Origin of the sequence: Actinoplanes couchii (genome assembly GCF_016862075.1) — a bacterium.
Taxonomy (GTDB): Bacteria; Actinomycetota; Actinomycetes; order Mycobacteriales; family Micromonosporaceae; genus Actinoplanes; species Actinoplanes couchii.
On the sequence record NZ_BOMG01000128.1, the window covers coordinates 13682 to 29323 of the forward strand.

General features: G+C 70.5%; 14 protein-coding genes. 10 read left to right on the plus strand and 4 right to left on the minus strand.

All coding sequences use genetic code 11. From position 1 onward, the window contains the following. Positions 1-11 precede the first annotated feature (11 nt). The 10 genes from Aco03nite_RS49080 (at position 12) to Aco03nite_RS49125 (ending at position 9485) form a co-directional block, all read left to right on the plus strand. Positions 12-818 carry an SAM-dependent methyltransferase gene (locus Aco03nite_RS49080; protein ID WP_203809498.1) on the plus strand — a complete coding sequence of 269 codons (807 nt, stop codon included), beginning with the start codon at positions 12-14 and terminating at the stop codon, positions 816-818. A gap of 5 nt (positions 819-823) precedes the next feature. After that, positions 824-1996: a LeuA family protein gene (locus tag Aco03nite_RS49085; RefSeq protein WP_203809500.1), complete on the plus strand. Its 1173-nt coding sequence runs from the start codon at positions 824-826 to the stop codon at positions 1994-1996. Continuing rightward, positions 1993-3393 (plus strand): 3-isopropylmalate dehydratase large subunit, encoded by a 1401-nt coding sequence (leuC, locus tag Aco03nite_RS49090; protein WP_203809502.1) that lies wholly within the window; start codon positions 1993-1995, stop codon positions 3391-3393. The genes Aco03nite_RS49085 and leuC overlap by 4 nt, the downstream gene beginning before the upstream one ends. A 23-nt stretch (positions 3394-3416) precedes the next feature. Then, a complete protein-coding gene (gene leuD / locus Aco03nite_RS49095; protein WP_203809504.1) occupies positions 3417-4019 on the plus strand; it encodes a 3-isopropylmalate dehydratase small subunit in 603 nt (200 codons plus the stop codon). A 5-nt stretch (positions 4020-4024) separates the two neighbouring features. Continuing rightward, the gene (locus tag Aco03nite_RS49100) at positions 4025-5053 is read left to right on the plus strand and encodes an isocitrate/isopropylmalate dehydrogenase family protein (protein WP_203809506.1); all 1029 of its coding nucleotides are present in this window, start codon (positions 4025-4027) and stop codon (positions 5051-5053) included. After that, on the plus strand, positions 5037-6233 hold the full coding sequence (locus Aco03nite_RS49105; protein WP_239146068.1) for a pyridoxal phosphate-dependent aminotransferase: 1197 nt from the start codon (positions 5037-5039) through the stop codon (positions 6231-6233). Before Aco03nite_RS49100 ends, Aco03nite_RS49105 begins: the two co-directional genes overlap by 17 nt. After that, positions 6223-7269: an SAM-dependent methyltransferase gene (locus Aco03nite_RS49110; RefSeq protein WP_203809508.1), complete on the plus strand. Its 1047-nt coding sequence runs from the start codon at positions 6223-6225 to the stop codon at positions 7267-7269. Before Aco03nite_RS49105 ends, Aco03nite_RS49110 begins: the two co-directional genes overlap by 11 nt. Positions 7270-7294: 25 nt before the next feature. Further along, entirely contained in the window at positions 7295-8455 is a 1161-nt protein-coding gene (locus Aco03nite_RS49115) for a cytochrome P450 (RefSeq protein WP_203809510.1), read from the plus strand. A 79-nt stretch (positions 8456-8534) separates the two neighbouring features. Continuing rightward, positions 8535-9014 carry a peptidylprolyl isomerase gene (locus tag Aco03nite_RS49120; RefSeq protein WP_203809512.1) on the plus strand — a complete coding sequence of 160 codons (480 nt, stop codon included), beginning with the start codon at positions 8535-8537 and terminating at the stop codon, positions 9012-9014. 66 nt (positions 9015-9080) lie between these two features. Then, the gene (locus Aco03nite_RS49125) at positions 9081-9485 is read left to right on the plus strand and encodes a DNA-binding protein (RefSeq protein WP_203809514.1); all 405 of its coding nucleotides are present in this window, start codon (positions 9081-9083) and stop codon (positions 9483-9485) included. Positions 9486-9504: 19 nt separating this feature from the next. On the opposite strand, the gene ccrA is transcribed toward Aco03nite_RS49125, so the two are convergent. The 4 genes from ccrA to Aco03nite_RS49145 form a co-directional block, all read right to left on the minus strand. Continuing rightward, entirely contained in the window at positions 9505-10839 is a 1335-nt protein-coding gene (gene ccrA, locus Aco03nite_RS49130) for a crotonyl-CoA carboxylase/reductase (RefSeq protein WP_239146069.1), read from the minus strand. A 16-nt stretch (positions 10840-10855) separates the two neighbouring features. Next, complete coding sequence (locus tag Aco03nite_RS49135; protein WP_203809518.1) at positions 10856-13612, minus strand: helix-turn-helix transcriptional regulator; 2757 nt, start codon at positions 13610-13612, stop codon at positions 10856-10858. Positions 13613-13720: 108 nt separating this feature from the next. Beyond that, entirely contained in the window at positions 13721-14347 is a 627-nt protein-coding gene (locus Aco03nite_RS49140; RefSeq protein WP_203809520.1) for an RraA family protein, read from the minus strand. A gap of 13 nt (positions 14348-14360) precedes the next feature. Next, positions 14361-15569, minus strand: coding sequence for a hypothetical protein (locus Aco03nite_RS49145; protein ID WP_203809522.1), 1209 nt, complete (start codon positions 15567-15569; stop codon positions 14361-14363). Positions 15570-15642 lie beyond the last annotated feature (73 nt).

The following is a 15642-nucleotide window of genomic DNA, read 5'->3' on the forward strand; positions in this document are numbered from 1 at the left end:
GAAGGAGAACCATGGAGACCCAGGAAGCCTTCCCGGCGATGGACTACTACGAGATGGTCGGCCCGCTGCTGCGCCGGGTGTGGGACGACAACTTCCACTTCGCGTACTGGCTCGGCCCGGACGACAAGGTGTCGGTGTCCGAGGCGACCGACCGCTTCACCGACCTGCTGATCCCCAAGCTCGGCGTCAGCGCCGGGCAGCGGGTCCTGGACGTGGGCTGTGGGCTGGGCAAGCCGGCGGTCCGGGTGGCCCGGGCGACCGGCGCCGAGGTCGTCGGTATCACGATCAGCCCGTACCAGATCGGGGTGGCCGGCGAGCGGGCGGCGGCCGAGGGATTGGCCGACCGGGTGCGGTTCCAGGTCGCCGACGGCATGGCCACGCCGTTCGCGGACGCCTCGTTCGACGCGGTGCTGGCGTTCGAGTCCATCGTGCACATGGACCGCGCCCGGGCCCTGAAGGAGGCGGGCCGGGTGGTGAAGCCGGGCGGCCGGGTGGTCCTCACCGACCTGTTCGACCGCGAGGAGATCAGTGCGGACGAGGCCCGCGACCGCGCCGGCCAGCCGGGCGCACTGCCCCGGCTCGACGGATATCCGGCCCTGCTGGCCGAGGCCGGCCTCGAGGTCGTCGAGATCGAGGACATCTCGGCGAACGTGGCGCCCTCCTTCTCGATGATGACCGACATCACCTACGACAACCGCGACGAGCTGGCGAAGATCCTCAACTTCACACCCGAGCAGGCGGAAGCGGCCGAGAGCATGGTCGGCCAGATGACGGGCGAGCTGGGCTGCGTGCTGATCGTCGCGGCCCGGAAGGGCTGAACATCATGAACGAAGCGACGTCCCCACGGCGCATCTCGCTGTTCGACGCGACGCTGCGCGACGGCGAGCAGGCTCCCGGCAACGCCATGACGGCCGAGCAGAAGTTGCGGCTGGCGCTGGCCATCCAGGACTACGGCGCCGACATCGTCGAGGCCGGCTACCCCGGATCGTCCCCGGTGGACTTCGAGGCCACCCGGCTCATCGCCGCGGCGCTCACCACCGCGCGGTTCGCCACCTTCAACCGCACGTCCATCGCCGACGTCAAGCTCTCCATCGAGGCGGGCGGCACCGGCCCCAACCACCAGGTGCAGATCTGCGGCACTGGCAGTGATCTGCACCTGCGGTACAAGCGTGGCATCTCCCGGGCCGAAGCCGTGCGGGAGACCGGCGAGGCGATCCGGTTCGCGCACGAACTGGGCGCGCAGGACGTCTCGTACGGGGTTGAGGACGCCAGCCGTGGCGAGAAGGACCTGATCGAGGCGCTGGTGACCGAGGCGCTGTCATCCGGTGTCACCACTGTCATCCTGGCCGACACCACCGGCTGCGCCACGCCGCAGGAGTACGGCGACCTGTGCGCCATGGTGCGGTCGCTGCTGCCGGACGACGTCAAACTCTCCACGCACTGCCACGACGACCTCGGGCTGTCCCTCGCCAACGCCCTCGCCGGCATCCAGGCGGGCGCCGACGAGGTCCAGGCCACGCTGGCCGGGATCGGGGAGCGGGCCGGCAACACGCCGGTCGAGGAGCTCGCGGCCGCGCTGGCGTACAAGGGCGAGTACTTCGGCGCGGCCACCAGCGTGCGGCTGGATTACCTGTACCGCGCGTTCCGCATGCTCTCCGAGACGATCGGTATGCCGGCGCCGCGCAACAAGGCGATCTTCGGGGAGAACGCCTTCGCCACCGAGGCCGGCATCCACCAGGACGGCATTCTCAAGAACCCGGCGACGTACGAGTTCATCAACCCGCACCGGTTCCATCGGGAGCGCTCGTTGCTGGTCGGCCGGCACTCCGGCCGCGCGATCATCCGGTACCTGCTCGAGGGCCTCGGCGAGCCGGTGGACGAGAAGGTGGTCGACCGGTTCTACCTCGAATATGTCTCCGAGCGCCCGGACGGCCGCGCCGACGAGCTGGACGTGGTGCGCGAGCGGCTGGCCGCATCCCTGCGAGCGCAGGCGTGAGCGAGCCCCGCACGCTGTTCCAGAAGATCTGGGACAGCCACCGCGTCCCGTCCGGATCCGACGGTCCCGACCTGCTCTACATCGATGCTCACCTGGTGCACGAGGCGACGTCGGCGCAGGCCTTCGACGGCCTGCGCCTGACCGGCCGGGCGGTGCGGCGGCCCGATCTGACGCTGGCCGTCGAGGACCACAACGTGCCCACCGACAGCCTGTCGATCAGCGATCCGATCAGTGTCGAGCAGGTCACCCGGCTACGGAGCAACTGCGCCGAGCACGGCATCGAACTGTTCCGGCACGGTGACGCCCAGCAGGGCATTGTGCACGTGGTGGGGCCGGAGCTGGGCGCGATCCAGCCCGGTATGACGGTGGTCTGCGGCGACAGCCACACCTCGACGCACGGCGCGTTCGGCGCTCTGGCGTTCGGCGTCGGGACCAGCGACGTCGAACACGTGCTGGCCACCCAGACGCTGTCGATGCCGCGGCCGCGCACGATGGCCGTGGAGTTCACCGGCGCGCTCCCGCCGGACGTGACCGCCAAGGATCTGATGCTGGCGCTGCTGACCGAGATCGGGGCGAACGGTGCGCACGGCCACGTCCTGGAGTACCGCGGCGCGGCGATCCGCGGTCTCTCCATGGAGAGCCGGATGACCCTGTGCAACCTCAGCATCGAGGCCGGCGCGAGGGCCGGGATGGTGGCGCCGGACGAGGTCACCGTCGAGTACCTCGCCACCCGCCCCCGCCGGCCGACCGGCTCGGACTGGGACGACGCGCTGGCGTACTGGTCGGGCCTGCACACCGATCCCGGTGCCACGTTCGACCGTACGGTGACGCTCGGCGTGGACGCCCTCAGCCCGGTCGTCACCTGGGGCACCAACCCCGGCCAGGCGGTCCCGCTCAGTCAGGCGGTGCCGGACCCCGCGCAGTTCTCCGACGCCGCCGAGCAGGCCGCCGCCCGTCGCGCGCTGGAGTACATGGCACTGGAACCGGGCACGCGGATGCGCGACATCGAGGTCGACACCGTCTTCCTCGGCTCGTGCACCAACGGGCGCATCGAGGACCTGCGGGCGGCGGCCGCGGTACTGCGCGGGCGGAAGGTCGCGCCATCGGTGCGCATGCTGGTCGTGCCCGGCTCGATGCAGGTGCGCGCGGACGCCGAGAGGGAGGGCCTGCACGACGTCTTCCTGGCGGCCGGCGCGGAGTGGCGGCTGTCCGGGTGCTCGATGTGCCTGGGCATGAACGCCGACCGGCTCAGCGGGCCGAGTCGCTGTGCGTCCACCTCCAACCGCAACTACGAGGGCCGGCAGGGCGACACCGCCCGTACCCACCTGGTATCGCCCGCCGTGGCGGCGGCCACCGCGGTCGCCGGACGTCTCGCCGCGCCCGCGGACCTGAGCTGATCGATGAGTGGAGAGGCAAGCGCTTGGAACCGCTGACCGAGCACACCGGACGTGTCCTGCCACTGCGGCGCAGTGACGTGGACACCGATCAGATAATCCCGAGCCGTTTCTGCCGTCGGCTCACCAAGACCGGGTACGCGGACGGGCTGTTCGCCCGCTGGCGGGAGGCGGACGACTTCGTGCTCAACGATCCGGCCCGGGCCGGCGGCTCGGTGCTCGTCGCCGGGCCGAACTTCGCCACCGGAAGTTCCCGCGAGCACGCCGTCTGGGCCCTGCGGGACTGGGGCATCGCCGCGGTGCTGGCGCCGAGCTTCGGTGACATCTTCCGGCGCAACGCGCTGAAGAACGGGCTGCTCGCCGTTCAGCTGCCGGACGCGGTCGTGTCCGGCCTGCTGGACGCGGCCGACCGGGATCCGGGGTTCCCGGTCACCGTGGACCTGGTGGCGTGCGAGGTGCGCTGGGACGGCGGCCGGCAGGCGTTCGAGGTCGATCCGCGGGCCCGCCGGCTGCTGCTCGACGGGCAGGACGACATCGCGGTGACCCTGGCTGACGGCGACGGCATCACCGCGTACGAGCGTGGTCGGCCGCACTGGCTGCCGGTCTTCGGCGCGGCCCGGGCCGGGTGAGGGCGATGACCCGGATCACCGTGATCCCCGGCGACGGCATCGGGCCGGAGGTGACCGAGCAGGCCCTGCTGGTGCTCGGCGCCTTCGACCTGGGGCTGGAGTTCGACGTCCTCGACCACGTCAACGCGGGCACCTTCCTGGAGACCGGGGTGGCACTCTCCGAGGTCGACCTCGAGCGGATCGCCGGCAGCGCGGGCACCCTGCTCGGCGCGGTCGGCGATCCGCGCGTGGCGGGCACCCGGTACGCGCGCGACGTGCTCCTGCGCCTGCGTTTCGAGCTGGACCTCTATGTCAATTACCGGCCGGTGCGCCTGCTGGACGCCCGGCTCAGCCCGCTGCGCCGGGCCGGCCGACGGGAGATCGACTGCGCCATCGTGCGGGAGAACACCGAGGGCCTGTACACCGACATCGGCGGCGCGCTGCGGTCGCGGACCGAGGACGAGGTCGCCATCGACACCGAGGTCACCACCCACCTCGGCGTGCGGCGGGTCATCGACTACGCGATGGCGGCCGCGTCGCGGGCGGTGTGCATGGTCGACAAGTCGAACGCCGTGCCCAACGGCGGACGGGTCTGGCAGCGCCTGTGGCGCGCGGCGTGCGCCGAGCGCCCGGACCTGGAGACCACCCACCTGTATGTCGACGTCGCAGCGATGCGGCTGGTGCAGGACCCGACCCGGTTCGAGGTGATCGTGACCAACAACTCCTACGGCGACATCCTCAGCGATCTCGCGGCCGAACTGGCCGGGGGCCTGGGCACGGCCGCCTCGGTGAACCTGAACCCCGGCACCGGATTCGGCCTCTACGAGCCGGTGCACGGCAGCGCACCGGACATCGCCGGCACGGACACCGCCAACCCGATCGGCGCTGTGCTGTCCGCGGCGCTGCTGCTCGACCGGGTCGGGTACCGGGACGAGGCCACGGCCGTACGTGCCGCGACCGATCGCGCGGTGGCCGACGGACGGTGCACGGCCGACATCGGCGGTTCACTCGGCACCCGGGCGGCGGGGGAGGCGATCCGTGACCTCCTCGCTTGAGCACTCGCCGCGCGCCGGCGCCCGCCTCTCGCGCCGGGTCTCCGGCATCGGGTCGATGCGGCTGGCCGAGCTGATGCGGCTCGCCGCCGGGATCGGCGCCATCGACATCGCCCTCGGCATCCCGCCGGGAGAGCCACCTGCCGAGGCCGTACGGGCGGCCACCGGGGCCCTCACCGGCGGCCGCAACCAGTACGCGCCCCCGGAGGGTCTCCTCGCCCTGCGGGAGACGATCGCCGAGCTGGCCCGGCGCCACCGCGGTGTGACCGTCGACCCGGCGACCGAGGTGACCATCACGTGCGGGGCGACCGAGGGGGTGCTGAACGCGCTGCTGGCGGTCACCGACCCCGGCGACGAGGTCGTGCTGTTCGAACCCTTCTACGAGAACTATCCCGGCATGATCGAGCTGGCCGGTGCCGTTGCGCGACCGGTGCCGCTGGACGGGCCCGGCTGGCGCCTCGACCTGGAGGCCGTGCGCGCCGCGCTGACTCCGCGCACCCGCGCCGTGCTGCTCAACACCCCGCACAACCCGACCGGCCGCGCCTTCGACGAGGACGAGGTGGCCGGCCTGCTCGACCTCTGTGCCCGCCACGACCTCGTGCTGATCACCGACGAGGTGTACGAGGGGTACGTCTACGACGGCCGCCGGCACGTGTCGCCGCTGGGCCGGCCCGGCGCCGCCGAGCACGCGATCGTCGTCGGCAGCCTGTCGAAGTCGCTGCAGATGTCCGGCTGGCGGCTCGGTTACTGCCTCGCGTCGCCGGCGTTCACCGCGGCGGTGCGGCGGGCGCACGAGCGCACCACGGTCGGCGCGCCCGGCCCGCTCCAGGTAGGTGCGGCCGCCGTCGACGTGGCGGGTCTGGCCGACGACTCGGCGTACTTCCAGCGGCGCCGCGACCACCTCGTGGACCGGCTGGGGGAACTCGGCCTCACGGTGGCCCGGCCCGAGGGCGGCTGGTTCGTGCTGGCCGCGGTGGACACCCTCGGTCGGCCCAGCGACCTGCTGGCCGAGGAACTGGTGCGCTCGGCCGGTGTGCTGGTGGCCCCGGGCACCAGCTTCTTCACCGACCCGGCCGGAGGCCGGCGGTGGATGCGCATGACGTTCGTCCGGGACGAGGGCCGTACGGAGGAGGCCCTGGACCGGCTGCGGAATTTCCTGAGTGGAGGACACCATGACCGTTGACGACAAGTCCGAGAAGGTTCTCGACGACGAGGTACAGAGCACCTGGAAGGGGGTGGCGCGGGCCGGCGCCGGCGAGCTCGCGTCGTCCTACGTGCTGTGTACGGCGATCGTCGGCCTCGCCCGCTCCGGCGTGGCCGGCCGGCTCTCCCGGGACTTCACGCCCCTGGACCGGCTGGCCGGCGACCCCACACGGACCGAGAAGACCGGCCAGGTCCTGCGCTATCTGGAGCTGCGCGAGGTGACCGAGTCCGACGGCGATCGCTGGCGTCTCACCGAGCGCGGCGAGGGGCTCTTCAACGAGGTGGCCGAGTCGCTGATCGGCTACTACGTCGACGCGTACGGGCCGGTGCTGCACAACATCGCCGGCCTCGTCGACGGCAGCCGCACGTACGGCATCGACGTCCACCGCGACACCGAGCAGCTGGGCCTGCGCTGTGAGGTCCTGTTCCGCAGCTTCGGCGGCAGCATCGTCCGGGACGTGGTGCGCGACCGCGGCGCGCGTGGCGTGCTCGATCTCGGGTGCGGCACCGGTGGCCTGCTGCTCGACCTGGTGCGTTCGGAGCCCGGCCTGCGTGGTTTCGGTCTCGACATCGCCGAGGACGCCATCGGGTACGCCACCCGCCGTGCCCACGACGAGGGGGTGGCCGACCGTCTCTCGTTCGTGGTGGGCGACGCGTTCAAGCCGCAGTCGTGGCCGGCGGAGGTCGCCGCGACGGCCGACCTGTACGTGGCGGTCGGAGCTCTGCACGAGCACTTCCGCGACGGCGAGGACGCGGTCGTCGACCTGCTGCGCCGGTACGCGGACATGCTCCGCGCCGGGCCGGACCGGGCCATGCTGCTGTGCGAGCCGGAGCTGTACGTCGACGGCTCGGACGCCGACTTCTACCTGGTGCACGTCCTCACCGAGCAGGGCTTCCCGCGCCCGCGTGACGGCTGGCTGAAGGTCATCGAGGCGGCCGGGCTCACCTGCCGGCGCATCCTCTCCGCTCCGAACACCGCGTTCCGGTTCGCCTACTACGAGATCGTGGCCGGCTAATCCGTACACCCTGGAGGTTTTGATCATGTCGGCAGAAGCGCCAGCGGTGCGGCCGGGACTCGAGATGCTCGACCTGTGCCGGACGATGCGCGACAACAGCCCGGTGGTCCGGGATCCGGCCAGCGGCGTCTACCAGGTCTTCCGGTACGACGACGCGGTGAGCGTGCTCCACGACCCGGAGACGTTCTCGTCGGACTTCGGCTCCGTCTATCCCGATCAGGTCCAGCTCATGGAGGGGCACATCGGCACGCTCGACCCGCCCCGGCACCACCAGCTGCGGCGCCTGGTCAGCCAGGCGTTCACGCCCCGGTCGGTGGCGCGGCTCAAGGACCGGATCGAGCAGCTGGCCGAGGATCTGCTCGACCGTGCGCCCGACCCGGGCCGGCTCGAACTCGTGAACGATTTCGCCTACCCGCTGCCCCTCACGGTGATCACTGAGCTGCTGGGTGTGCCCGAACGGGATCGGCCGCAGTTCAAGGACTGGGCAGACGCCCTGTACGCCGGTGGCGCTTTCGACCCGAACGACGAGTCGGCGGTGAACGCGTCCAAGTCGTTCCACGACTACCTGCTCGACCTGGCCGTCCGGCGCCGCGCCAAGCCCGAGCCCGGTCTGCTCGGCGACCTGGTGACGGCCGAGGTCGACGGCGTGCGGCTCACCGACCGGGAGATCGCCGGATTCGCCACCGTGCTGTTGCTGGCCGGGCACGTCACGGTCACCCTGTGGCTCGGCAACGCGATCCTGTGCCTGGCGGAGAACCCCGAGGCCGAGGAGCTGGTACGCCGGCGTCCGGAGGTCATCCCCACCGCGCTGGAGGAGGTGCTGCGCTACCGCAGTCCCGTGGGCATCGTGCCGCGGGTGACGAAGAAGGCCACCGAGCTGCGCGGTGTGGCCATGGAGCCGGGCCAGATCGTGGTGTGCTCGGTGCTGTCGGCCAACCACGACGAGCGGCAGTTCGAGCGGCCCGGCGAGTTCGACCCCGAGCGCTCGCCGAACCCGCATCTCGCCTTCAGTAAGGGCATCCATTTCTGTTTCGGCGCGCCGCTGGCCCGGCTCGAGGCGCAGGCGGCGCTCGGCGTGCTGCTGCGCCGCTTCGACCGGATCCGGCTCGATCCGGATCGCCCGATGCGGCCGCACCCTGACCCGACCATGAACGGGCCCAAGGAGCTCCCTCTTCTCGTCGGATAGACGGCTCGTCCGGCCGTGCCCGGGGCGATGAGTTCGGGCACGGCCGCGGGCGGATCGGCGGCTGTGAGAAACTGCCGATATGTCTACAGTCCGACTGCGTACCAGCTACGGCGACATCGTGCTCGAGCTCGAGGAGGCGAACGCGCCGAAGACCGTCGCGAATTTCCTGAACTACGTCAACTCAGGCCACTACACCGGAACGATCTTCCACCGGGTGATCGGCACCTTCATGATCCAGGGTGGTGGTTTCGACACGAGCATGCGGCAGAAGCCCGCTCCCCACCAGGTGGAGAACGAGGCGAAGAACGGACTGAAGAACGTCAAGTACAGCCTGGCCATGGCCCGGACGTCCGATCCGCACTCGGCGGGCGCGCAGTTCTTCGTCAACACCGTGGACAACGCGTTCCTCGATTATCCGGGCCAGGACGGCTGGGGTTACACGGTGTTCGGCAAGGTGACCGAGGGCTTCGACGTCGTCGACCGGATCGCCCAGGTGCCGACCGGCGCCCAGGATGTCCCGCGCGAGCAGATCGTCATCGAGTCGGCCACGGTCGAGTAGGGTCCGCACCCCTCATCATTTCAACGAAGTGTTGACAACACTTCGTTGAAATGATGAGATCAGTGCATGACGGAGACGAGTACGGCACCGGCGGCGGACGTGGCGCGACAGCAGTGGGCGGCACTGAGCCGGATCGCGGAGCGGCACGCCGCCACCGACGAGCAGCGGCGGCGGTCCGCCCACCCGGCGGCCATCGAGCCCCATGAGGCGGTGCGCCTGGTGGCCGGGCTGGCGCTGGGCACGATCGACCTCGATCTCGGTGAGCCCGACATCGCCGACGAGGACGTCCTCGCCGCGCTGGCGCTGATCGCCCACGTGCGGGCCGACGTGGACCAGTTGGAGCTGGGCCTGCTCAACGCCGCGCGCGGCCGAGAGCTGACCTGGCAGGCCATCGCCCAGGGCGTGGGCCTCAACAGCGCCCAGGCGGTCAAGCAGCGCCACGACCGGTTGTCTGAACGTCAGCAGGCCTGAGGCGCCGGTCAGACCGATCTCACGACCGGAACCGTTCGATGGCGGGCAGATGCCGTTCACGCATCTCGGGATCGGTGACTCCGCCGTTCTCGGCCGGCGCCAGGCACAGCACGCCGACCTTGCCCTGGTGCCGGTTGTGATGCAGGTCGTCGATGGCCTGTCCGGTGTCCTCCAGCCGGTATGTGGTGGACAGAGTGGGGTGGATCCGGCCCTGTTGAATGAGCCGGTTGGCCTGCCACGCCTCGCGGTAGTTGGCGAAGTGCGAACCGAGGATGCGCTTGACGTTCATCCACAGGTACCGGTTGTCGAACTGGTGGAGGAAGCCGCTGGTGGAGGCGCAGGTCACCACCGTGCCGCCCCGGCGTGCGACATAGACCGAAGCGCCGAACGTCTCCCGGCCCGGGTGCTCGAAGACGATGTCGACGTCCTCGCCGCCGGTCAGTTCGCGGATGCGCTCGCCGAAGCGCCGCCACTCACGCGGGTTCTGGGTGTGCTCGTCGGTCCAGAACCGGTAGTCCTCGGCGTCCCGGTCGATCACGGCCTCTGCGCCCATCCGCCGGCAGACCTCGGCCTTGCGCGCATTCGATACGACGCAGATCGGGTTCGCGCCGCCGCCCAGGGCGTACTGCACAGCGAACGAGCCCAGGCCGCCGGCCGCACCCCAGATCAGGATGTTGTCGCCCTGTTTCATGGCGGCGCCGTGGTGCGAGACGAGCTGACGGTACGCGGTCGAATTCACCAGCCCCGGCGACGCCGCCTCCTCCCACGTCAGATGTTCGGCCTTGGGCATCAGTTGGTTGGCCTTGACCAGCGCGAGCTCGGCCAGCCCGCCGTAGTTGGTCTCGAATCCCCAGATGCGCTGCTCCGGGTCGAGCATGCTGTCGTCGTGGCCGTCCGGGTGTTCCAGCTCCACCGACAGGCAGTGCGCCACCACCCGGTCACCCGCTTTCCACCGGCGGACGCCCGGACCGGTGCGTAGCACGACCCCGGCGAGATCCGACCCGATCACGTGGTACGGCTGGTAATGACGGGCGGCCAGGCCACCGGTCTTGGCGTACCGGCGGAGGAACGCGAATGTCGGCACCGGGGCGAACATCGCGCTCCAGACCGTGTTGTAGTTGACGGCGCTGGCCATCACCGCGATCAGCGCCTCGCCGGGACCGGGCTCCGGGGTGGGCACCTCCTGGATGTGCACGGCGTCGGCCGGCTTGCGGTCCGGCATCGAGACACCCTCGAACATGGTCTGCTCGTCCTCGAGCAGCACCGCCGCGCGATAGTGGTCGGGCACGGGCAGGGCCGCGACCGCGCCGGCGTCCGTCTCGCCGGTTACCGTCTCGATGAACTCCGCTCTCACGGATACCTCCCGATGGTCAGGCGATCGCCTTGGTGTGGTCGTCGAAGTCAAGGTCGTCGAAGTCGAGACCCAGCGGCAGGTCGGCACGGGAATTGACGTTCAACTTCCGGTACACCCGGGTGAGATGCTGCTCGACCGTGCTCACGGTGACGTAGAGCTTGCAAGAGATCTCGCGGTTCGTGTAGCCCTTGGCCGCCAGCTCGGCGACCCGGCGCTCCGCGTTGCTGAGCGAGGAAGCACCGCCGTCGACGGTGGCATGCTGCTCGGTGCCGTCGCCGGGCCCGGGCGGCTCCGTCGACGGCGTCTCGGCGTAACAGGTCGCGGCCAGGTTCTGTGCCCAGCGTTCCAGGGCCCGGGCCCGGCTGGACTCGCCGACCTCCTCCTTGACATGGCTCAGCGCGGCCAGCGTGCGCGCCAGTTCCAGCCGGTCGCCGCAGGCTTGCAGCACCTCCGCGGCCTGCCTGAGCAACTGGGGGCGCTGACGCGGCTCGGTGATCGAGGCCATCGCGCGCAGCGAGATGCCGCGGGCCCTGGTGTGCCCCGGCCCGAGCATGCTCAGTTGCTCCTCCACCAGACGGCGGGCCTCGTCGCCCCGGCCCTGCGCCAGGCGGACCTGCGCCGCCTCACTGCGCCAGGGCACCACGGACGGTAGGTCGAAGCCCCACCTCTGCATCAGCTCGCCGCACGCCTGGAAGTCGTTGAGTGCCGCGGCGAAGTGCTTGGTCGCGAGCATGTGACGCCCACGGGCATGCAGATAGTGCAGTCCGTACGGGGTCCGGAACATGGCGTCCGGCACCGGGTGGTGCAGCAGCTCCGCGGCGTCGTCGTGCTTGCCCATCTCGGTCTTGGCCAGGATGAGCAGCGCAAGCGGGGCACCGATCGCGACGCCCCAGCATCGGGGCGAGATCCGGGTCAAAGCGGTGTTCCCGTGCTGCTCGGCGGCGGCCAGGTCACCCTGGCGATGCGCTACCAATCCGTGCAGGGTGCCGAAGATCGCTTGCCAGGTCGGCGCGTGCCGGAGGTCAGCCTCGGCCAGCAGGGGCGCGGACCAGGCCGCGGCCTTGTCCGCGCGGTCGGCGTAGAACAAGGCGAGCAACGCTGCTGTGATCGGGGCCAGGGTGGTGTCGTCCAGCCGGGCCACCTGCAGGATCTGCTCCGCGTGGCTGACCGTGGCGCTGTCCGGACCGTCGGCCAGGATCGCGGCCCGGACCGTGGCGGACTGTAGTCGCAGGCTCAGTGGACTGGCCGGTATCGCCTCGTCGGTGTGGTCACCGTCCGTGGCCTCGGGCCGGACCTGCTCGGCGGTGTCGGGGTAGAGGAAGGCGATGCTGAGGGCGATCGCCCGGAGCGCGGCCTGGGACTCGGCGTCCAGCTCGCCGGCTCGGTCGCGTTCGCTGAGCCGGTCCAGCAGATCGACGGCGTCCTCGGGCCGGCCGTGCCACAGCAGCCGGTCGATGAGGTCGATCGCCGGTCGCCCGGCGAGGTCGCCTCGCTGCACGGCCGCGCTCAACTCGGGCAGGTGCCGCCGAGCGCTGGACGGGTTGATCCGCCATTCGGCCACCGCCATCAGCGACTTGACCGTGGCCCGCTCGTGCTCGCCGGAGCTGGCCTGGTAGGCGAGGTCCAGCGCGTCGAGTGCCGCTCCGACGTCCCCGTCGGACAGCCGCTGCTCGGCGGCCTCCCGCAGTACGCCGACACCCCAGGCGTCCGTCACCCGCTTGGCCGCCACCAGGTGGCCGGCCACCTCGGTGGCGGGGCTGCCGATGTCGTGCAGGATGACGGCGGCCCGCAGGTGCAGTCGCCGTCGCTCCTGCGGGTCGAGACTCTGCAGCACCGCGGTCTGCGCCACCGCGTGGCGGAAGTGACCCCGGTTCACCAGCCCGGCGGACTGCAGTGAGCGGAGGATGGCCTCGACCTGTTCCGGCTCCATGTTCACCAGCGCCGGGAGGCCGGTGGGCAGCCCGTCGAGGACGGCGAGCGCCTGGGCCACCGAGAGCGTCGGCGGGTCGCACCGGTAGAGACAGTTGAGGAGGGCCCGGCTGAAGGCGTCGCCGACCTCGATCGGCGCCGAGGGGTCGGCCGGCGACTGGTTGTCCTCCGCCAGGGCGTGCACGAGCAGGGGGTTCCCCCCGCTGATCTGGTGACAGGCGGCCGCCAGCCGCTGTGTCTCGGCCGGTGCCAGGTGATCGGCGAGCACGTCGGCGGTGCCGGCCGGCGTCAGCGAAGCGAGCCGGATGGCCGAGGCGTGCGGCTGCCGCAGCAGCTCGGCCTGGAACTGCCAGCCGACCGACTGCGGGTCGGAGGACCCGGCGAGCACCACCATCACCGGGCTCGCGGTCAGCCGGCGCGCCAGGTAGAGAACGCACTGCCGCGATGCGGTGTCGATGTATTCGATATCATCGATGCCGATGATGAGTGGACGCTCCGCGTCCCGGTCGGCGATGTCGAGGCAGAGGCGGTGCAGGGCACGGGCGCCGGCCGGCTCCCGATCGTTTCCGTCGTCGCCGCCCGGCTCGTAGCCGTACGCCGTCCGGGCGTTGAGAATGATCTGATCGATGACGCCAAGGGGTAGGTCGCTCTCAGCTGCTGAACAGGTGGCGCTCAGGAATCGTGCGTTCGAAGTCGTCGCATGCTCGGCGAATTCGTGCAGTAAAGCTGTTTTCCCGCTTGCTATGGAGCCGCTGACCAGAGTGACGCTGCCTTTCCCTTGCCGGCATTCGTCCAGGGATTTCATCAAGCTGTGGACACACTGGTCCCGTTCAGCCAAGCTCATCCGCCATCCCCCGATTACGGTTTTGTGCTCTTTGGCCTTCACATTCAGTGATTGGCAGTCCGGATTCTACTCTGGAATCCTTGAATGGCTACTCAAATCCGTCAATGTTCAGTCAAGGGTCGCGCGGAGTTGCAAGAGGTCCAATGTGCGTTCGCCCTTCGTAACCCTGTTGAGGAGTTCGTTCTCATACCGGACTCGCTCCTCGGCGTCAGCTGTGACCTTGGACACCATGGAGCGGCGCACGACGAGGACGCCGTCGGTGTCGGCCACCACGAGGTCGCCGGACTCGACCGTAACCCCTCCGACTTTGGCCCGCTGTCCCGTTTCGCCCGGAGATCGTTTGGCCGCGCCGCGCATGCCGATCGTTCGGGCGAAGACCGGAAAGCCCCGCGCCCGCAGTCCGTCGAGGTCCCGGGCGCCGCCGTCGATCACGACACCGGCGATGCCCTGGAACTGGGCCGCGGCGGTGAGGATCTCGCCCCAGTAGCCGGCCGCGACACCCCAGCCGTTCACCATCAGCACCCCGCCGGGCTCGCACAGCTCCACCGCCCGGTGCACGGCCAGGTTGTCCGCGGAGTCACAGGTCACCGGATAGGCCGGTCCGCAGACGGCAGCGCCGTTCCACAGCGGCCGGATGGCCGGATCCAGAATGTCGGTGGCACCGGCTGCCCGGCCGGCCTCGAAGAGCGTCGAGGAGCCCAGCCGGAGTATCCGTCCATGGTCGATCGTCGTCATCGCGTCGTCCCGTCTATGCGGAGAAGTCGTGGTAGCCGAGGTCGGAGGCGACCTCGCGGATGTGCGGCGCCCGCATCGCGGGCAGGATCACGTGCGCGTTGCGCTTCCAGCGGTTCTCGTCCGGTTTGGCGGTCGCCGAGACCGGATCGATTGTCGCCGTCGCCAGGCGCTCGATCTCGGCACTGGACAGGCCCAGCCAGCAGCCCAGCCGGTGGACGGCGGCGTGCCGCTTTCGGCCGGAACCGACCAGGTCCTCGTGTCGCACGGTCAGGTGGTCCACCTGTGAGCGGGCGATCTCCGCGCCGACGGCCCGGTGTGCGGACGCCCACTGGAAGGCGCAGACTGCCTCCAGCGGCTCCTTGGTCATGTCGGTCCAGCCCGGCGGGAGGTCGAAGTTCCACCAGTGGTCTCCCCACTCGGGATGGACGTCGCTGTACCCGCCGATCGCGAGCTCCTCGGGAACCGTGCGGGAGAAGAATCCCCGGTGCAGCCAGGCGATCATCAGCCCGTTGATCGATGGTCCGGGCGCGCGGGTCAGGTGCAGGATCCGTACCCGGGCGTGCGGGAAGAGCGCTCGGAAGAAGGGGATCTGGTACGAGCATCCCGGCGCCTTGATCACCAGGGTGCGGCCCGCCAACTCGTCCGGGTCGGCCAGGCGCCATGGCCGGGCGATGAGGAACGGAGCGACCTCGACCAGCCGGTCTGCCTGATGCGGGGCCTGCGGCACGTCCAGCCCGGGAAAGCGGGCGGTGACCAGGTCCTCGTCCAGGTCGTAGTAGTACGGGTCCACGCGCGGATGCGCTGCGCGTACCGCAGCCAAGAACTCCAGATGGAACTCGGCCAGGTCGCCGAATTCGGCGGCTCGCTCCGGCAGCCTGGCCACCGCGGTGGCCTCGGCGACGTAACCCGCCACCTCATCGGTCTCGAAGGTCTCGTCCGGCCACTGCATGGTGAGCCGGCGGTGTAGCCAGGCCGCCAGCTCCGGCAGGTCGCATCGATCGGCCGGAGCGCCGGCCTCACGCGCGAACTCGCGGTCCAGCGCCTCGGCGAAGTCGGCGGCGTCGGCGGCGCCCAGCTCCTCGCAGCCGGTGCGGCTCAGCGGGTCGAGCCCGGCCAGTGTCAGTAGAGGTGGTGTCTCGCCCGGCAGGTGTAACAGCGACGGGCAGCCACGCAGCAGCTCGGCCAGATGGGAGGACCCACCTCGCGGGCTGGAAACGACCACGACGACGTCGCTTATTCGATTCAGGAATGGCGTTTCCAATATATCCCCCGCTGATCGCGCCCCAATGGCGTCG

Coding starts and splice junctions, on each gene's coding strand:
- Aco03nite_RS49125 (WP_203809514.1), top strand. CDS start 9,081: ATGACGGAGACGAGTACGGCACCGGCGGCGGACGTGGCGCGACAGCAG.
- Aco03nite_RS49085 (WP_203809500.1), top strand. CDS start 824: ATGAACGAAGCGACGTCCCCACGGCGCATCTCGCTGTTCGACGCGACG.
- Aco03nite_RS49100 (WP_203809506.1), top strand. CDS start 4,025: ATGACCCGGATCACCGTGATCCCCGGCGACGGCATCGGGCCGGAGGTG.
- Aco03nite_RS49115 (WP_203809510.1), top strand. CDS start 7,295: ATGTCGGCAGAAGCGCCAGCGGTGCGGCCGGGACTCGAGATGCTCGAC.
- Aco03nite_RS49120 (WP_203809512.1), top strand. CDS start 8,535: ATGTCTACAGTCCGACTGCGTACCAGCTACGGCGACATCGTGCTCGAG.
- Aco03nite_RS49135 (WP_203809518.1), bottom strand. CDS start 13,612: ATGAGCTTGGCTGAACGGGACCAGTGTGTCCACAGCTTGATGAAATCC.
- Aco03nite_RS49140 (WP_203809520.1), bottom strand. CDS start 14,347: ATGACGACGATCGACCATGGACGGATACTCCGGCTGGGCTCCTCGACG.
- Aco03nite_RS49080 (WP_203809498.1), top strand. CDS start 12: ATGGAGACCCAGGAAGCCTTCCCGGCGATGGACTACTACGAGATGGTC.
- Aco03nite_RS49110 (WP_203809508.1), top strand. CDS start 6,223: ATGACCGTTGACGACAAGTCCGAGAAGGTTCTCGACGACGAGGTACAG.